Source organism: Ensifer sp. SSB1, assembly GCF_016652895.1.
In the GTDB taxonomy this organism is placed as follows: domain Bacteria; phylum Pseudomonadota; class Alphaproteobacteria; order Rhizobiales; family Rhizobiaceae; genus Ensifer.
In genome coordinates this window covers 28,240-45,373 of record NZ_JAEPRP010000019.1, presented here as the reverse complement: position 1 = coordinate 45,373, position 17,134 = coordinate 28,240, and the positions used below count along the sequence as shown (strand labels likewise).

At 61.2% G+C, this 17,134-nt stretch carries 17 protein-coding genes; 9 read left to right on the top strand and 8 right to left on the bottom strand.

The features are described from left to right. Positions 1–25 precede the first annotated feature (25 nt). Positions 26–1,285, top strand: coding sequence for a flagellin (locus tag I8N66_RS07230; RefSeq protein WP_365886943.1), 1,260 nt, complete (start codon positions 26–28; stop codon positions 1,283–1,285). A 24-nt stretch (positions 1,286–1,309) separates the two neighbouring features. On the opposite strand, the gene I8N66_RS07225 is transcribed toward I8N66_RS07230, so the two are convergent. After that, positions 1,310–2,008, bottom strand: coding sequence for a helix-turn-helix transcriptional regulator (locus I8N66_RS07225; protein ID WP_291151506.1), 699 nt, complete (start codon positions 2,006–2,008; stop codon positions 1,310–1,312). Positions 2,009–2,652: 644 nt separating this feature from the next. Between I8N66_RS07225 and I8N66_RS07220 the strand changes: the two genes are divergently transcribed. Beyond that, positions 2,653–2,916 (top strand): hypothetical protein, encoded by a 264-nt coding sequence (locus tag I8N66_RS07220; protein WP_291151503.1) that lies wholly within the window; start codon positions 2,653–2,655, stop codon positions 2,914–2,916. Between the two features lie 85 nt (positions 2,917–3,001). Here I8N66_RS07220 and I8N66_RS07215 read toward each other — a convergent pair whose 3' ends face one another. Then, a complete protein-coding gene (locus I8N66_RS07215) occupies positions 3,002–3,307 on the bottom strand; it encodes a hypothetical protein (protein ID WP_291151500.1) in 306 nt (101 codons plus the stop codon). Positions 3,308–4,114: 807 nt separating this feature from the next. Here I8N66_RS07215 and I8N66_RS07210 point away from each other — a divergent pair. Continuing rightward, positions 4,115–4,306, top strand: a complete 192-nt coding sequence (locus tag I8N66_RS07210) for a hypothetical protein (RefSeq protein ID WP_113540187.1) — start codon at positions 4,115–4,117, stop codon at positions 4,304–4,306. A 416-nt stretch (positions 4,307–4,722) separates the two neighbouring features. Continuing rightward, positions 4,723–5,535: an aminoglycoside 3-N-acetyltransferase gene (gene aac(3) / locus I8N66_RS07205; RefSeq protein WP_291151497.1), complete on the top strand. Its 813-nt coding sequence runs from the start codon at positions 4,723–4,725 to the stop codon at positions 5,533–5,535. A 156-nt stretch (positions 5,536–5,691) separates the two neighbouring features. Here aac(3) and I8N66_RS07200 read toward each other — a convergent pair whose 3' ends face one another. After that, the gene (locus tag I8N66_RS07200; protein ID WP_291151494.1) at positions 5,692–6,261 is read right to left on the bottom strand and encodes a hypothetical protein; all 570 of its coding nucleotides are present in this window, start codon (positions 6,259–6,261) and stop codon (positions 5,692–5,694) included. 34 nt (positions 6,262–6,295) lie between these two features. Between I8N66_RS07200 and I8N66_RS07195 the strand changes: the two genes are divergently transcribed. After that, on the top strand, positions 6,296–6,589 hold the full coding sequence (locus I8N66_RS07195) for a hypothetical protein (protein WP_291151491.1): 294 nt from the start codon (positions 6,296–6,298) through the stop codon (positions 6,587–6,589). Next, entirely contained in the window at positions 6,522–7,574 is a 1,053-nt protein-coding gene (locus tag I8N66_RS07190; protein WP_291151488.1) for an amidohydrolase family protein, read from the top strand. The genes I8N66_RS07195 and I8N66_RS07190 overlap by 68 nt, the downstream gene beginning before the upstream one ends. Positions 7,575–7,881: 307 nt before the next feature. Here the strand turns inward: I8N66_RS07190 and I8N66_RS07185 are convergent, their stop codons facing one another. From I8N66_RS07185 to I8N66_RS07170, 5 genes are all read right to left on the bottom strand, one after another. Next, positions 7,882–8,307 (bottom strand): DUF4168 domain-containing protein, encoded by a 426-nt coding sequence (locus tag I8N66_RS07185; RefSeq protein ID WP_291151485.1) that lies wholly within the window; start codon positions 8,305–8,307, stop codon positions 7,882–7,884. Positions 8,308–8,779: 472 nt separating this feature from the next. Then, positions 8,780–9,073: a hypothetical protein gene (locus I8N66_RS37505; protein ID WP_365886936.1), complete on the bottom strand. Its 294-nt coding sequence runs from the start codon at positions 9,071–9,073 to the stop codon at positions 8,780–8,782. Positions 9,074–9,144: 71 nt separating this feature from the next. Beyond that, positions 9,145–10,578, bottom strand: coding sequence for an NAD(P)(+) transhydrogenase (Re/Si-specific) subunit beta (locus tag I8N66_RS07180; RefSeq protein ID WP_291151482.1), 1,434 nt, complete (start codon positions 10,576–10,578; stop codon positions 9,145–9,147). 19 nt (positions 10,579–10,597) lie between these two features. Continuing rightward, a complete protein-coding gene (locus tag I8N66_RS07175; protein WP_291151550.1) occupies positions 10,598–12,184 on the bottom strand; it encodes a Re/Si-specific NAD(P)(+) transhydrogenase subunit alpha in 1,587 nt (528 codons plus the stop codon). 507 nt (positions 12,185–12,691) lie between these two features. After that, a complete protein-coding gene (locus tag I8N66_RS07170; protein WP_291151479.1) occupies positions 12,692–13,630 on the bottom strand; it encodes a sugar ABC transporter substrate-binding protein in 939 nt (312 codons plus the stop codon). A gap of 248 nt (positions 13,631–13,878) precedes the next feature. Here I8N66_RS07170 and I8N66_RS07165 point away from each other — a divergent pair, with 248 nt between their 5' ends. From I8N66_RS07165 to I8N66_RS07155, 3 genes are all read left to right on the top strand, one after another. Further along, positions 13,879–15,054: a Gfo/Idh/MocA family oxidoreductase gene (locus tag I8N66_RS07165; protein ID WP_291151476.1), complete on the top strand. Its 1,176-nt coding sequence runs from the start codon at positions 13,879–13,881 to the stop codon at positions 15,052–15,054. A gap of 24 nt (positions 15,055–15,078) precedes the next feature. Beyond that, on the top strand, positions 15,079–16,026 hold the full coding sequence (locus tag I8N66_RS07160) for a sugar phosphate isomerase/epimerase (protein WP_291151473.1): 948 nt from the start codon (positions 15,079–15,081) through the stop codon (positions 16,024–16,026). 99 nt (positions 16,027–16,125) lie between these two features. Continuing rightward, positions 16,126–17,121: a LacI family DNA-binding transcriptional regulator gene (locus I8N66_RS07155; RefSeq protein WP_291151469.1), complete on the top strand. Its 996-nt coding sequence runs from the start codon at positions 16,126–16,128 to the stop codon at positions 17,119–17,121. The last annotated feature ends 13 nt before the right edge of the window (positions 17,122–17,134 follow it).

The following is a 17,134-nucleotide window of genomic DNA, read 5'->3' as shown; positions in this document are numbered from 1 at the left end:
GCGCGATGTGAAGACGATCGGCGGAATGAGGTACGACACCCTCTACCCTGTGAGGGCTTCGGCCACGATCTACTACACCGAAACCGGAACGAGCTGGATGAACCCAGCGCAGAACTCAGGCTCAGCTGGAACGTTCTCTTTCAATTTCCCGCATGGCTCGCCGCTCGATTTCAATAGTGCGGGCGCCGAAATCAAGTTCGATATCATCCTGGACAAGGAATACGACCCGTCGGGGGACACTGGTATTGATGCCGAATTGCGCGACCTCCCAGGTCCATACTACGCAGGACACAAGCAGACCATAACGATCACCAAGGCACAGGTTGATGCCTATGACGCAAGCCTGGGTGGCGTGATCTCGACGAACACCCAGTTTGCGGGGCTGTTGAACACGTTGCTGGGCCCGGAAGGGGCGTCTGTCAGCGCGAGCTATGGCCATTACGAGCCACCAGGCTCGAACAACTGGGTTCACGACGACGTCCTCATGAGTATTACAACGGGCCAGACGCACGGGGACGGCTCTTATGTCGAGATCGCGAACCTCAGCAGCACCGGCGTCAGCACAGGCGGCCTGATACAAAAATCGGATTTCGGTGAAAGAGGATCGGGGCTAACGCCGCCATTTGAGCAATTTACGCTCCACATCGACGGGAACAATCCTGACGGTGTCCAGGTCAGCTTTCAGTTCTCTCTGAACGGAGCTCCTGCGAAGTCGTATTCATTTGACCGGACATATGTGAACAACCTTCTTGGGAAGGACACAGGCGCCGTCGAAACGGCCGATGAGATGGTGACCCTCCTTCACTCCCTGCTCGATGCGGACTGGCCAGACGCGATTATCGCAGTATCCTCCGCCGATCCGGGCCGGATCATCCTAAAATCGGACCCGTCAGCGGACCGGAAATGGGGTTCGGGAACGAGCGCGGCGTTCTCGAACATCGTCGTCAGCATCGAGCCGCTTCCGGCGATCAATTTCCTCGCCATCGACATCGAAGAAAACCCCGACCTGATCGACCACTACATCAACTACATGGAGGTGGCGGGCCAAAGGGTGGTGGAAGGCGCGTCCGTTCTCGGCGCGCTGAAGAAACGCATCGACATGCAGTCGGAATTTGCAAACAGGCTGATTGAAACCATCGACAAAGGCATCGGCCGCCTCATCGATGCCAACATGAATGTGGTCTCGACCAGGCTAAAGGCGCTTCAGGCCCAGGAACAACTGGCGACGCAATCGCTGCATATCGCCAACAACAACGCCGAAGCGATCCTTCTCTTGTTCAGGTGACACCCCGCGGGTCTTGCTTGCCCCTTAACGTTCTGCCGAGCGGTCAAGGTGGGTGGCGATCAGCATCGCCACGAGGTGCACGGTGTTCCTGGCTCCGTATCGTTCCTTCATTCGCTCCAGGCGATGCTCGACGGTGCGGTGCGATATGGAAAGCGATACCGCGATCTCCTTTGCGGTCGCGCCCTCTACCAGCAGTTGGATGATGGCTTCGTCGGCGACGTCCATCTGCTCGATCCGTCGTGGCGGACTAAGCAGGAACTGGGCGTAGGAGGATGAGATGATCCATTGGGGCCGGTCGGTGTTGCGTTGTGGCAAGAGAATACGGTCGTAGCCGAGATTGATACCAAAGAGCCTCGTCTTGACCAGTTCCATGGAAGGCTGCTGGCTGGCCATGACCTGGAGAAGCCGCGGGATCACCGCTTCCTCCATGTAGGTCTGGTCCTTGAATTCACCGATATAGGCGTCGGCAAAGATCTTGTTGATGTTGAGAATACGGGACGTGAAACCGGAATGCCGGACGGCCTTCATGAACCAGCGCTTCGGGTCGTTGCCCTCAACCGTGAAAACGGTCAGGCGCATCTTTATCGACAACATTTCAAGTATGTCGCGATAGACGATTTCTGGTGACGTCGGTTGCTCGGGATCGGTCAGGAGCCAGTTGTCGAGCATCTTGCGCGTAACCGCGCTGAAGGGTGTTTCTCTCGCCATTGCCATGCTTGTCATTCACATCGTCGTGCCGAATACAATCCAAGGCAGAACCGCGGCAATAGGGTAAAAATACCCTCAGACTACAACCTGTGCCCCTCAGACCGACGACCGACCTTGCGCGTTGGTGGCGGTACTCATCGAAAGGGCACTCGAAAAGTCGGCAAGCGCAAAAGGTTCCACGATCGGACTTCAGTCCGATGCCGGCTCGGTAAAGGTCCTAGTCCCGTTCTTGCCTAGTCCGAACGCCCTATCTCCTCCATTACCAGCCCATGGCGGTTCGGCCCTTAGCGGCCATGGGCGGGCAACGGCTCCAGGGCGGATCAATCATCCCTTCGGACCGTCCTGGTGTCGTTGCCGGTTGAGATCTCGAGGAGGCCAGCGTGTACGAGGTGCATAGATACGGACAGCCGAAGCATCAGTCTTCGACGGGTCTCCCGCTCGCGGTGACGATCGTCACGATGGTGGCAATCGCAGCGTACCTGCTTATCGGAAGTGCGTCCCTGGATAATGGTGGGCAGGCTGTCGCGATTGTCCTGCCAAAGCCCGCGCTGACGATCTCGAAATAAGCCGGCCATCGTAGCTGCGACTTCAGGAACCGGGTCGCGACAGCGGGCATAGCGGCGGCGGCTTTCCGATGTCATGAAACGGGAGAGACAGTCATGGGATTGATGCACTTGGGCCGAGCGCGCCTGGCGATGGCGCTTCCCGGTTGCCGTCAGCAGCTCCGCTCCACAAAGAGCCAAGATTTGTATGAACTCTTCGAGGCCTATGCCGTCGCGTCGACCGCGCACGACCACTTGATGCACGAAGCCCCCCGTCAAGAGGATCTGGTGAGCGAACTTCAGCAAATCTGTCGGGATCTCCAAATCGACGTCGTCGCTTTGCTTGCCTTGCTCGAGGAACTACAAAGCCAGAAATTGTAAGGGTAAAGGCACCGTCTCCGGCCAGCCGCTCGTTGGACAGCCGGACGCCCCGACACCTTAAGCCAACGCAATGAGCAGGTACGCCCTAGGTTGGCTTAAAGCCCAACACGAAATCGATGACCTTCGACGAGGACATTTCGCAAGGCTTGAGCGTCAAGCCCGAGCCGGAAAGCACATAAAGATTGAAGCTGACAACGTCCGTCCCGCCCAACTCCTCGCCATAGAGCCAGACCCGTTTCCGATCGAGTGAACGTCTGACCGTCACGCCCCAAGGCCAGCCTTCGAAGCTTCCGTGGACGTAGCCTTCGCGCATTTCTGCAAGGGCTTTCTCAAACGCGATGAGCACTTCGGGCTGAAGGTCCGGCTCCGGCTGCGTCACGGCGCGAGGCATTCCTCACATATGCCGCAACCGTCGGCATCCATGCCGGAAGCCAACCGCTTCCTGTGGCAACAGAGACAGATCACGGTGTTTCCCGCCTCATCCCGCTCCGGCGGGATCACTTCAATTTCGTGGTCAGGAATTGCGTTTAGTGCCGGCCGATTCATCTCGAGCCTCCATGTCGAGGATTTTCAGCAGAGATAGGAAGCCTGCAGATGGGCGCAAGATGCTGGCGGCGAAGCAGGTTCGAGCGCGCACCTGGTCGCATGGTTGGGAAGATGTGCGCTCTGGAAGGGAGTTGCCAACAGCAGGAAAGACACAGTGTGGCGCTATTGTCGTTTCGATCTTTTAGTAAGTCGTAATTTTCGAATGCCAAACGGGCAATTTAAAACTATTGCTTAACACTGGTATGTACCAATTCTCATACGCGCACCTCCGGACTTTCTTCCCGATAGGCGCGGTCAGGACGCTTCTTTTCTGTCGTTGGTTTTCGCAATGAGAGAGGTTCGCAAGCGCATGAACGATTGGAGTACGGATGGGCGTGGCAATGTCAGGTCATCGGCCGTTGTCGGTTGGAGAGCCGAGGCAATCACCGGCGATGAAACCGGCGACGTCTTTTTGAGGATCGAGTTCAGCGTCGATCCAAACCTTACGGATGTGTCGGCGCTACAGTTCAGATTGACCAGGCAACAGGCCGACCACATCGGCGGGACGCTGGGTTCCCTTGCGGATCAGTCGTCCTCGTCAGCGGCTGGCGACTGCCGAAAGGCCTTTGTCTCCAGGTAGCAAACGCCGGATCCAGGAGGCAACGGGAAGCACATGGCCACGCGCAAGGAAATCGCCGATCGCGTCATTGCGAAATGGGCCGAGCGCGGCATGGCGATCGAGCGTGACACCGAGTTTGAGATTCTGCTCAAACTGTGGATCGCCGGCGACGTGCCCATCGACGGCATCCGGCGCCGATACATCACATTGCTTCGGGAGCGTCAGCGAGGGCGCAAGGTCGATTGAGGCTTTGGTGGACCAGTATCAAACGCGAACGGGAGGAGCCGCTCTTGGGATATGACTGGAATGGTCGTCGCGAACGCCGGATGAAGATCGCGAGGTTCGGAACGGCCGTAGCTCTGGCAGCGCTTTAGTATCGGTGGCAGCCAAAGTCGCAAGCGAAGCCCTCTAGGTCGTGGTGCTCGCTGCAGCTTGTCGGATGTATACTGTGAACATCGCGTAGAACTCGCTTTTCCATCCGACCTCAATTGGGCATTGTTTGCTTCCAAGAGGAGGAACGTCATGTCCTATGATTGGGAAGGCGCCCGTCGGCAGCGCAACAGGCACGCCTGGCTTTGGCTTTCGATCGCGCTCGTCGCCTGGATGGTCGCACTGGCCCTGGCGGCCTGATTTCGAATATCTTGGCCATCCGAGCCGGTTGGATGAAAACCCGGACTGAAATTGCGACGCATCTTCAGCGATTAGGTGTGCGAACGGGCGACCTCGTGATGGTTCACGCCTCTTTGAAAGCCCTTGGCCCCGTCGAAGGCGGCGCATCCGCCATTGTTGGCGCACTTCTCGACGCAGTCGGGCCATCGGGCACACTCATGGGATATGCTTCATGGGACCTCTCGCCCTACGAGGAAACACTGAACGGCGCGCAGATGCCTGACGAACTTCGTCGCGCTTGGCCGCCGTTCAACCCCGCAACTGCTCGAACATATCCGGGCTTTGGCCTGCTCAATCAATTCCTTGTCGACGCGCCCGGCGCGCGCCGTAGCGCTCACCCTGACGCATCGATGGTTGCGATTGGGCCTCTTTCTGAAGCGTTGACGGAGCCTCATCACCTCGGCCAGGCACTGGGAAAAGGTTCGCCTGTCGAACGGTTTGTCGAACTGGGAGGAAATGTCCTCCTGTTGGGTGCACCCTTGAACTCCGTTACCGCGCTGCATTACGCGGAAGCCATAGCCAATATCCCCGACAAGCGGCGCGTGACCTATGAGATGCCGCTTCGTGGCCCGAATGGCGAAACGGTGTGGGAGACTGCCGAGGACTTTGACAGCAATGGTATTCTCGATTGTTTCGCGGTCGACGGCGAGCCGGACGCAGTCGAAACGATCGTCAAAGCCTATGTTGCGATCAACCGGCATCGAAGCGGCCAGGTTGGAGACGCCTTCTGCCACCTCTTCGGCGCGCGGGACATCGTGTCGTTTGGCGTGGCGTATCTCGAACATCGATTTGGCAGGGGCGCGTAGGCGTCGACGGCCGGTCTTCGGCCGCGGACTCGCCATGGAATGATCACTCGCGACATCGCGATGATCGATGCGAGCGGACGATCCGCATTGCCGGTCGCGGTCGCCCTCCTCTTCCTACCTCACGCCTGCATCCGCTGCTTGCCGGTGCTCACCCCCTCACAGCCAAGAATGGGTGCTCTTTGGGGTCGCTCGCATGCCGTCGTGCGCATAGAGACGGCCGGGAGCTTTGGGGTGGCGCAGGAAGTGGAGTTCCTTGTCGGCCGCGGCGAAGGAATGGGGCGAGCATTGCCGGAGGCGCTCCTGGGCGGGGCCGGCTGCGTCTGCGGTCTTGGCACCGAACCAGTGGAAAGCGTCCTGCGGGGAGTAAGCCTCAGCGAGCAGGAGCTCGTCGTTCGGCTGCACGGCCACGGTCAACGTCGCGTTCAGCCGAGCGTAGCAGCCCGACGGATCGGCTTCCGGCGGCATTGTCCAATCTTCGTATCCTGCGAGGGGCTCGACGAAGGCCCCAGGGTCAGGGGTGGCGGTGACGGTGCGCAGGATTTCATCCGCGAGCCGTCCGACACGCGGAGCGGTCCAAGCGGCATTGGTAGCGACAACGACGGTTTCCAGTCGGCCCTCACAAAGACCCATGGCACATGCTTGGCCGACTGTGGTGCCGTCATGTCCCCAAGCGAAGGCCTTCTCGACGAAGCCGTAGCGCGCGATCCCTGGTGCCCAACCAGGCATCCCGCCAGCCGATCGTCGGCACGAGCGAAGGCCGTTGATCCGGTCCTACCGGGAGTGGATCAAGGCCGAGTGCGCGGATGACAGCCAGCCGTTCCCGCTCGAAGGCGTCCGCCAGATTGCCGACCAGCTCCGTATAGGCCTCGCCGAAATGCAGGACGCCTGCGGTGGGCGCTCCGTGATCGGCTTTCAGAAGGCACCGCCGATATCGTCCCGCGCGGGGGTGCGGCGCCGCAAATCGTTCCGCTTTCCAAAGATCGGAAGTGAGTATTTCATGTCCCAACATCATTGCCGGCGGCTGCACCTCGCTGAAATTCTTCACCGTCTATGACGATGTGATGCTCAAGGATCGCCAGCTGCTCGACGCCATGGCTGCCGCCCGGCGCGAGGGCGCCATGGTCATGATCCATTGCGAGAATGCCGCCGGCATCGCCTGGGTGACGGAACGGCTCCTGGAGCGTGCCCTGCATGCACCGAAATACCATCCCGCCGCGCGCCCTGCCATCATGGAACAGGAGGCGATCTACCGCATGACCGCCATTGCGGAAGTGACCGGCGTGCCGCTGATGGTCGTTCATGTCTCCAGCGGCGAATCGATAGGCATCATTGCCGCCGCCCGGCGCCGCGGCGTTACCGTCCATGCCGAGGCCTGCCCGCAATACATCGCGCTCGATTCGATCGACCTCGACCGGCCTGGTTTGGAGGGCGCCAAGGCGCTCTGCAGCCCACCGCCCCGCTGGCAGGGTAACGACGAAGCGATCTGGCAAGGGATCGAAGACGGCTTCTTCGACGTCTTTGCCTCCGACCACAGTCCCTACCGTTTTGATTCCACCGGCAAGTCCCCTCATGGCAGCGACGTGCCGTTCAACCGCATGTCGAGCGGCGTGCCGGGCATCGAGACCCGCTCGCCGATCCTGTTTTCCGAGGGCGTCATGACCGGTCGCATCGACATCAACCGCTTCGTCGCGCTCAATTCCACCAATGCGGCGAAGATCTACGGCCTCTACCCGCGAAAGGGTACTATCGCCGTCGGCTCGGACGCGGATTTGTGCATCTGGGACGACCAGTACGAGACGGTGATCGACAACGACCGTCTCCACCACTCGGTCGATTACACGCCCTATCAGGGCTTGCGCATCAAGGGCTGGCCAGCCGTCACCCTGTTGCGCGGCGAGGTGATCGCCGAATACCATACCTTCTGCGGCAAACCCGGCGCCGGCCAATTCCTGCCGGCCGAAAAGCGCACGCGCGGCAAGACCCAGACGCCAACCGAGGCAGAACTGGCAAGGCTCGGCGTGCCGGATTTGGTGGAGTAAGCGGACGCAGCTCGCACGCCGCGCACTCGACGTGCATCGCGGCTGGAAAGCGACCTTTGCAGCGACGGCTATTCCAAGGAATCACGCTTCACTGATCCTGCTGCCCGTGACTGAGTGACGGGCGGCATCCTGCCCGATCGCTGCGTGATCGGCGTACCAGGGCTGGCCGCGAAAGCGGCCAGAGCCCGTTTGCACCCGTAGCCCGCCTCTGGGCAGATCGGCAAGGCACCGCTTCACAGCGGGGGACCCGCAACTTGATTTGCGGGCCCCAGGTAGTTTCTGGCGAACCGGGTTCTTCCGAGACCGGTTAATTCTGTACGGGAGCGGTCTTTTGAAGCTCTGCCTGAACCTTCTTGGCGACGGTCGGATCGCTCTGCGCCGCTGTAAGGATTGCCGAATATTCTTCGACCGAAATGGCAGGTGAGGCTTTGACCGCATCGACCATCTTCTTGCTACCTTCGGTCTGCAATTGCTTCTTCGCCGCTTCGTCCGATGTTGCCTCTATCTTCGCGGAATATTCCTGCCTGACCTTGTCGACCTGAAGATAAGCAACCGCGAAAGCCTCGATCTTTTGTTCGCTGATAGCGGCCCCCGCGCCCTTGCTGTCAGCCTGGCCCTGCGTCGGCTGGGTCTGTTGCGCCTGGGCAATCTCAAGGGCGGATGCCGGGCTGAATACCATGAGACCGAAGACTGCAGCCGTGAGCGACGCAATGGGCTTGTAACCGGTGATCATATTCATTCCTCTATGATGTGCATGGCGTGATCGGAAGCGACACTGCCTTTCAATCGCCCCCTAGGTCGGCCGGATACCGAACGCGTCGCTGACGATGGAATCCTGGGAAGGGCTAGGTGCGGCGGTACCGGGGCAATTTGCTGACCATTACACGGCAGCTTTACGGCTCATCCGACGAAGCCTGCTCCATCAAGAACTGTTTTCTTCGCCGCCCTCGAACGCATGTTTTCCAGCTGACGGATGCATTCGAGATTGATCTGGCCGATTTCGACCGATCAGGTGGTGCCACAGGTCGAGCCACATCTCACACGCCGAAACGCCGACTGTCGCTACCGGATCGCAATTGCGATCTTGATTGTCGGCGCCGCATTACCGGCACGCCCCTCGGTGGATAGTTCGACCTTTCCCGGGTCCTCGAGAGCTCGCAGTGGGCTGGCCTGCCCCGCGATCACCCGGTTCCTGTATTCTAGTTTCAGGGGTAGCTTGCTGCATGCAGGGCGAGTTGTTTCTGAAGAACCCGCCGCATTTCCCCGAAGCTCTCGTAGCCGACGCGAGAGCACAACCGTCCGATCGTTGTGCCCGAAACGCCACAGGCTGCGGCAACGGACTTTACGGTTCCAAAAGCCACGATTTCTGGCTGGCTTAGGATACGATGCATAGCGCGCCTGGGCGAAGCCGGCAGTGCGATCCGCCGCTCGACGATCCTCTGTTTCAGCCAAGACTTTGCGGGGCCGATCGGCTTTTTTGGAAAAGCCGCTTCAGACATGGACGGTGCTCTTGCACGGCATCGAACCACCGCCCCGCGCAGGCGGGGCGGTGGTTCATTTTGAGATGCGGCTACGCCAGCGCCGGCAGCAACTGGTCGATGCTCTTCTTGGCGTCGCCGTAGAACATGCGGGTGTTGTCCTTGTAGAACAGCGGGTTCTCGATGCCGGAATAACCGGTCCCCTGACCACGCTTGGAGACGAACACCTGCTTGGCCTTCCAGACCTCGAGCACCGGCATGCCTGATATCGGCGAGTTCGGGTCTTCCTGGGCGGCCGGATTGACGATGTCGTTGGAGCCAATAACGATGACGACATCGGTTTCGTGGAAGTCCTCGTTGATCTCGTCCATCTCCAGAACGATGTCGTAGGGAACCTTCGCTTCGGCCAAGAGCACGTTCATGTGGCCCGGCAACCGGCCGGCGACCGGATGAATGGCAAAGCGCACGTTCTTGCCGGCCGCCCGCAGCTTGCGGGTAAGCTCGGAGACCGACTGCTGCGCCTGCGCCACCGCCATGCCGTAGCCCGGCACGATGATGACGCTGTCGGCGTCGTTGAGGGCGGCGGCCACACCTTCGGCATCGATGGCGATCTGTTCGCCGGTGATTTCCATGGCTGGACCCGTGGTGGCGCCGAAGCCGCCGAGGATGACCGACAGGAAGGAGCGGTTCATCGCCTTGCACATGATGTAGGAGAGGATCGCGCCGGACGAGCCGACGAGCGCGCCGGTGACGATCAACAGGTCGTTTCCGAGCGTGAAGCCGATGGCAGCCGCCGCCCAACCGGAATAGCTGTTCAGCATCGACACGACCACCGGCATGTCGGCACCGCCGATGCCCATGATCAGGTGGTAGCCGATGAAGAAGGCCGCGAGCGTCATGGCGAGCAGCGTCCAGGTGCCGGCACCGTTGACGTAGAGCACCAGCAGCACGAGCGAGAGCAGTGCGGCACCTGCATTGAGCAGATGACCGCCCGGCAGCTTCTTTGCCTTGCCGTCGACCTTGCCAGCGAGCTTGCCGAAGGCGATGACGGAGCCGGTGAAGGTGACGGCGCCGATGAAGACGCCGAGGAAGACCTCGACCTTCATGATAGACAGCTCCACCGGTTCCTTGTGCGCAAGGATCGCGGCAAAACCGGTCAGCGCAGAGCGGGCCGCCGCGTCGAGGCCGGCAACGTCAACCGCTTCGATATGGGCGTTGAAGCCGATGAACACGGCAGCCAGACCGACGAAGGAATGGAGTGCGGCAACGAGCTGCGGCATCTCGGTCATCTGGACGCGGGAGGCGACGAAGTGGCCGAGCACGGCGCCGCCCGCGATCATCAGCACGATGACAAGCCAATTGCCGACGTCAGGTCCGAAGACCGTGGCGACGATGGCAAGGCCCATGCCGGTCATGCCGTACCAGACGGCGCGCTTGGCGCTTTCCTGGCCCGAAAGCCCGCCGAGCGAGAGGATGAAGAGAACGGCTGCCGCGATATAGGCGGCCGATACGATACCGATCATCATAATGATTACCCCTGCCCGATCAGGATTTCTGGAACATGGCGAGCATGCGCCGTGTGACGAGGAAGCCGCCGACGATATTGATCGTGGCGATCAGCACCGAGAGTGCCGCAAGCAGCACCACCAGCCAGTTGCCAGACCCGATCTGCAGCAGAGCGCCGAGAATGACGATGCCGGAAACCGCGTTGGTGACAGCCATCAGCGGCGTGTGCAGCGAATGCGAGACGTTCCAGATGACCTGGAAGCCGACGAAGCAGGCGAGCACGAAGACGACGAAGTGGCTCATGAAGGCCGCCGGCGCAAAGGCACCGACGAGAAGCAGCAGCGCCGTGCCCACGGCGAGCAGCGTCAGCTGGCTCTTCGTCTGGGCCTTGAAGGCTGCAGCCTCGGTGGCGCGTCTTTCCTCCGGTGTCGGCTCCTTCACCTTCTCCTTTGGTTTCTGCGCCGCGATCGCGGCGATCTTCGGTGGGGGCGGCGGAAAGGTGATCGCCCCGTCGAAGGTGACGGTCGCGCCACGGATGACGTCGTCCTCCATGTTGTGGACGAGCTTGCCATCCTTGCCCGGCGTCAGGTCCGTCAGCATATGACGAATGTTGGTGGCATAGAGCGTCGACGCCTGCGCGGCCATGCGGCTCGGGAAATCGGTATAGCCGATGACGACGACGCCGTTGTCGGAGACGATCCGCTGATCGGTAACGGTCAGGTCACAGTTGCCACCGCGCTCGGCCGCAAGGTCGACCACAACGGATCCCGGCTTCATCGCGGCCACCATGTCGGCAAGCCATAGTTTTGGCGCATCACGGCCGGGGATCAGCGCCGTGGTGATGACGATGTCGATCTGCGGCGCAAGCTCGCGGAACTTGGCAAGCTGCTTCGCGCGGAATTCCGGCGAAGAAGGGGCCGCGTAGCCGCCGGTGGCAGCACCGTCCTGCTGACCTCCCCCCTCACCATCGGCGAAATCGAGATAGACGAATTCGGCCCCCATGCTCTCGATCTGTTCGGCGACCTCAGGGCGCACGTCGAAGGCATAGGTCTGGGCACCGAGCGAGGTGGCGACACCGATCGCCGCCAGACCGGCAACGCCCGCACCGATCACCAGCACCTTGGCCGGCGGCACCTTGCCGGCGGCCGTTACCTGGCCGGTGAAGAAGCGGCCGAAATAGTTGCCGGCCTCGATCACCGCACGGTAGCCGGCAATATTGGCCATCGACGACAGCGCATCCATCTTCTGCGCGCGGCTGATGCGCGGCACCATGTCCATGGCGATGACGTTGGCGCCCTTCGCCTTGGCTAGCTCAAGCAGTTCCGGGTTCTGGCCCGGATAGAAGAACGAGATCAGCGTCTTGTCCGCAGACAAAAGCGCGACCTCGCTCGGCTCAGGCGGCCGCACCTTGACAATCACATCGGCCGAAGCCCAGAGCGCGTCCGCCGACGGGGCCACCTCAACGCCCGCGGCCCGATAGGCATCATCGGAAAAACCGGCCGCAACGCCCGCGCCCGTCTCGATGATGCTGCTATAGCCAAGTTTCGCAAGTTGCACCGCGCTGTCAGGTGTCAGCGCCACACGCGCCTCACTTGCGGTTACCTCCCGCGGCGCGCCAATTTTAATCGCCATGCTTGTCTGTCCTCTCCTGCCGACTACGCAACGCCTATGTCCCTCAACAAATGCGACAGCAGAACAAGCAAAACTTCAGAGTACTGTCCAGTACGCTTTGCCGCGAATCCGTCCATTCTTGTCGCTTTTTAGTTTTCCCTAATCGTTTTTATCCGCCGAGCACGCCATCCGACCGGGCGCATGGGCACCACTGGCCAGCAAAAAGACGGCGCCGCCCCCATGAAGACGGTGCCGTTGGCGTCTCTACTGGCAATGCCGATTTCACGTGTGACGCAGACCACGGTCACGCCCGCCAGGCGACGGACTTCGTCCAAGACGGGCCTCGAGCGTACAGCCATTTTATTGGAACGATCATGCCCGACCTTGGTGGCAATCCCGTGCCTGGCGTCGTCGCGATGCGGGCTGATCCCGTATGACCAGGCTGCCTGTTTTCAATGTCCTCGCGGCGCGGCAACGCGGTCTCGCCGCGTGCCGCGCCGTGCTGCACCCTGGGAGGAAGGTCTAGTTGCGGCTATCGTAGCTGCTCAGATTTGCCGGCGTGACGAGCTCGAATGGGATCCAGACATTCTGTTCGACCGGTTCCTTGGCAATCATCTTGAGAGCGGTCTCCACGGCACCCTTGCCCTGCCCCGCCGCGTCCTGGAATACGGAGACGGAAAGGTCGCCCGCCTTCATGGCCTTCATCGCATCCTGGGTCGCATCTATGCCGCCGACGACGATCTTGCCTTCGCCGGCGCCAAGTTCCTTGTTCACACCCTTCAGCGCCTGAACGGCCCCGAGCGCCATCTCGTCATTGTTCGCGATGATCGCGTTGACATCGAGACCCGCGCTCAGCCAGTTCGTCACCAGGTCGGTCCCCGAGATGCGCGTCCACTTGCCGGCCTGCTTTTCAGCGACAGTGATGCCTGCGCATTCCGGCTTCTTCAGCACGTCTTCGGCCGCCTGGGTGCGCACGCGCGCTGCCTCATAGGCGAGGTCGCCCATGATGATGTTGACCTTGCCCTTCCCGCCGAGAAGCCGGCAGACCTCAGTCATCTGCAAGGTGCCCGCCTCATACTCGTTGCTGCCGACGAAACTCACTCCGCTCTCCGGAAGCTTCTCCACCGGCTGGCGGTTTACGTAGATGAGCGGAATGCCGGCCGCCGTCGCGGCTGCGGTTATGGGCTGCGTCGCGGATGCATCGACCGGGTTGACGATAATGGCATCGACCCCCTGGGCAACAAAATTGTTCACCTGATCGAGCTGCTTGCCGATATCGGTCTGCGCGTCCTCGAACTGCAGCTCCACATCCAATTTACCCTCGACCGCCTTCTGCATCGCGAGACGCAGGATTGTCAGGAAGTTGTCGTCGAAGTTCGACATCGCAACGCCGATGTTCGCGGCGTTCGCCGACGTCAGCAGAGTGGTCGACAGCAACAATCCGGCCAGTAGAGATTTCATTTCGTTCCTCCTCAAATCGCCGGATGCCCGGCTCAGATCAAGAGCTCCTCTGCTCTCATGCGGCCCATTATTGAGAGCGCTCCCATTCTGTCAACGACGGATTCGCCATCAGCAGCCACTCCGGCACTCCGTTGATTGAATTCAATCATCATTTCCGTGAAGTTTTGGATATTCCTTCGTATCGTTGACGGCATGGGAGCGCTCTCATATTATTGGCGACTTCAAATTACGAAACGCGGGAGGAAAATATGACAGGATCCGCAATCGCGGTGATCGGCGCCGGCATGATCGGCGCCGCACATGCTTTCGGCTACAAGGTCGCGATCGACCGCTTCTCAAGAAAGATCCGCGGGCTTCGGCTGAAAACAGTCTGCGACGCGAATGGCGAACTTGCCGCTTCGATGGCCGCGACCTGGGGCTTCGAGACCATTGTCTCCGACTGGAAGTCGGTGCTTGCCGATCCGGACATCGGCATCGTCAGCATCTGCCTTCCGAACTTCCTGCACGCCGAGGTCACCCTCGCAGCGCTCGCTGCCGGAAAGCATGTCATTTGCGAAAAGCCGCTGGCACTCGATGCAGCGACGGCAGCACAGATCTACAAAGCCTCCAGGGCGGCATCGACCGTTTCCGCGACGGTTTTCAATTATCGTCGCATCCCCGCGGTCGCGGCCATGCAGCGTCTGATTGAGGGCGGCGAGATCGGCGATCTGGTCAATGCGCTCGTCCAGTACGAAAGCGAATATGCGGCGGATCCGCAGCTCCCACACAGCTGGCGTTACGAACGCGATCGGGCCGGTCCCGGCGCGCTCCTCGATATCGGAACGCATGCCGTCGACGTCGCGCGCTTCCTGTGCGGCGAGGTCGAGGAGATCGCCGGCGCGATCGCCACGATCTCCATCAAGCAGCGCTTCCTTCCGGCTGGCGCCAGCATCGGGCACAACCACGTGGAGCTCAGCAGCGAGAGCCGCCGCGTCGACAATGACGATGTGATGTCTGCCCTGCTGCGTTTCGCGAATGGTTGCCAGGGGACTTTCCTTGCGAGCCGGGTCGCCGTTGGCATGGGCAACAGTCTGACCATCGCTATCACCGGCACGAAGGGCGCCGTCCGCTATTCGTCGCGTACCCCCGCCCACTTCGAAATTGCGCGGTTCGACGGCTCCGGTCAGTCGCCCTTCGCGATCGTCGCGAACAATCCGACACTGCCCTTCGCCGGGCTTCTGCCGGTGCCCCACGACGGCGTGGCGATTGGATATGCCGAGGTCTTCGGCTTCATGATTCAAGAATTTCTCGAGGCCATCGCCAACGGCCACCCGATGACGAACGGCTCCATTCTCGACGGTTTGCGCGCCTCGGAAATCCTCGATGCCATCCAGCAGGCCGCAGACACCAACCAGCCCGCCAAGGTCAAGCACGCCGCCGCCTGATGCCGCGTGCCAATGGAGTAAACGATGAAAATTGGTCTCAACACCGACGGTTTCGGCGCCCTTCCCCTCCCCGCGTGCCTTGATCAGGTCGCCGCACTCGGCCTTACGCACGTCGAATTCGGCCTCGGCGGCTGGTCGAGCGCGCCGCACGTCGACATCGCCGACCTTCTCGCCAAGGCCTCGTCCCGCGACCGGTTCAAGGGCATGCTGGCGGAGCGTAACCTTGAAATCTCGGCGCTGAATTGCTCGGGCAACCAGCTGCATCCTGGCGAGATCGGTCCCTCCGACACAAAACTCGCCTATGATACACTTGAACTTGCGAGCCTCCTCGGCGTCGAACGTATCGTCATGATGTCCGGCCTGCCGGCCGGTGGCCCCGACGACCGGAACCCGAACTGGATTACCTCCTCCTGGCCGTTGGAAGCGATGGAGATGCTGGAGTGGCAGTGGCAGGAGCGTGTGCTGCCATTCTGGAGGCCTTTTGCTCGGGCTGCCGAAGCAAAGGGAGTACGCATCTGCGTGGAGCAGCACGGCCGCCAGTGCGTCTACAACACAGAGAGCTTCTTCCGTCTTCGGGAGGCGGTCGGCCCGACGGTCGGCGTCAATTTCGATCCGAGCCATCTCATCTGGATGGGCGGCGAACCGCTGTCTGCGATCGCAGCGCTCGGCGACAGCATCTACCACGTGCACGGCAAGGATTCCCGGATCGAGCAGCGCGCCCGCATCGACGGTCTGCTCGATCCGAAGCACGTGACGCCGGTCGGCGGCCGCTCCTGGAATTTCGTGTCTCTTGGTCACGGAACGGCCGTCCACGGCTGGCTCGATATCGTCAAGGCGTTGCAGCAGATCGGCTACGACGACGTCATCAGCATCGAGAACGAAGACTATTCCATGTCGGCGATCGAGGCTGTCGCCACCTCGGCGACCACCCTTCGCTTCTGCATCGAGCAAGCTGGAAAGGCGAAACAATAACCGCAACGATATCAGCAGGCCGGGGCCAATCCCCGGCTGGCCCTGCAAACATCACTTCGCCGCTTGCGCGTTTCGGCCAGACCCTTTTTATAGGAAGGCATGAAGGACTTTCCCACCCGATCCGGAATAACGCTAGAGGACGTCGCCAAGGCGGCTGGCGTGTCGCGCTCGCAGGCCTCCCGCGCCCTTCGCAACGACCCGGGCGTCAAGGACGATACGAAAGCCCACATCCTCGCCACCGCTGCCAATCTCAACTACACCCCGAACCTTGCGGCCCAGACGCTCGCCAGCCGCCAGAGCCGATCGATCGGCCTTGTTGTCGGCGACGTGCTGAACCCCTATGAGGCGATGCTTGCGCGCGAATGCGACAGGACACTCAGGGACGCAGGCTATTTCGCCATGCTGGCCGTCAGCGGCACGACCAGCTCGATCCGCGCCTTCATCGATCAGCGCATCGCAGGCCTCGTGCTGATCGGCGCGCCCGCGGAGCGGGATGAGATCGTCGCCGTCTCGAAGCTCCTGCCGACCGTCTATATCGGCCGGGACCTGAAATCCGAGAGAGTCGAAAGCGTCAGCTCCGACGACGCGCTCGGAGCAAGGCTCGCGACCGAGTTCCTGCTGACGCTCGGCCATCGCGACATCGCCCACATTACCGGCGGTCCGGGCGCCGGTGCGCAGCGCCGCGCGGACGCTTACCGCAAGATCATGCAGGAGCATGGCGTGAAGCCCATCATCGTCGAGGGCCGATACGACGTCGACGCCGGCAGCACGGCCACGGATACGCTGATGGCACGCAAGGACCGGCCGACGGCGATCTTCGCCGCAAACGACCTGATTGCGCTTGGTGCGATCAGCCGCCTCGCCTGGCACGGTTTCCGTGTACCGGACGAAGTTGCCGTCATCGGCTTCGACGATATTCCAATGGCCGCATCCGAGCCGATTTCGCTCACGACCATTCGCCAGAAGGTACCCGACATGGTCGCCGCGGCCGTTGAAACGCTGACCACACGGCTCGCCGATCCGACAGCGCCGATCCGCAATCTCATCATCGCCCCCGAACTCGTCGCCCGCCGCTCATCGGGCGCGGAAATCTAGCGACAGAAGAGGC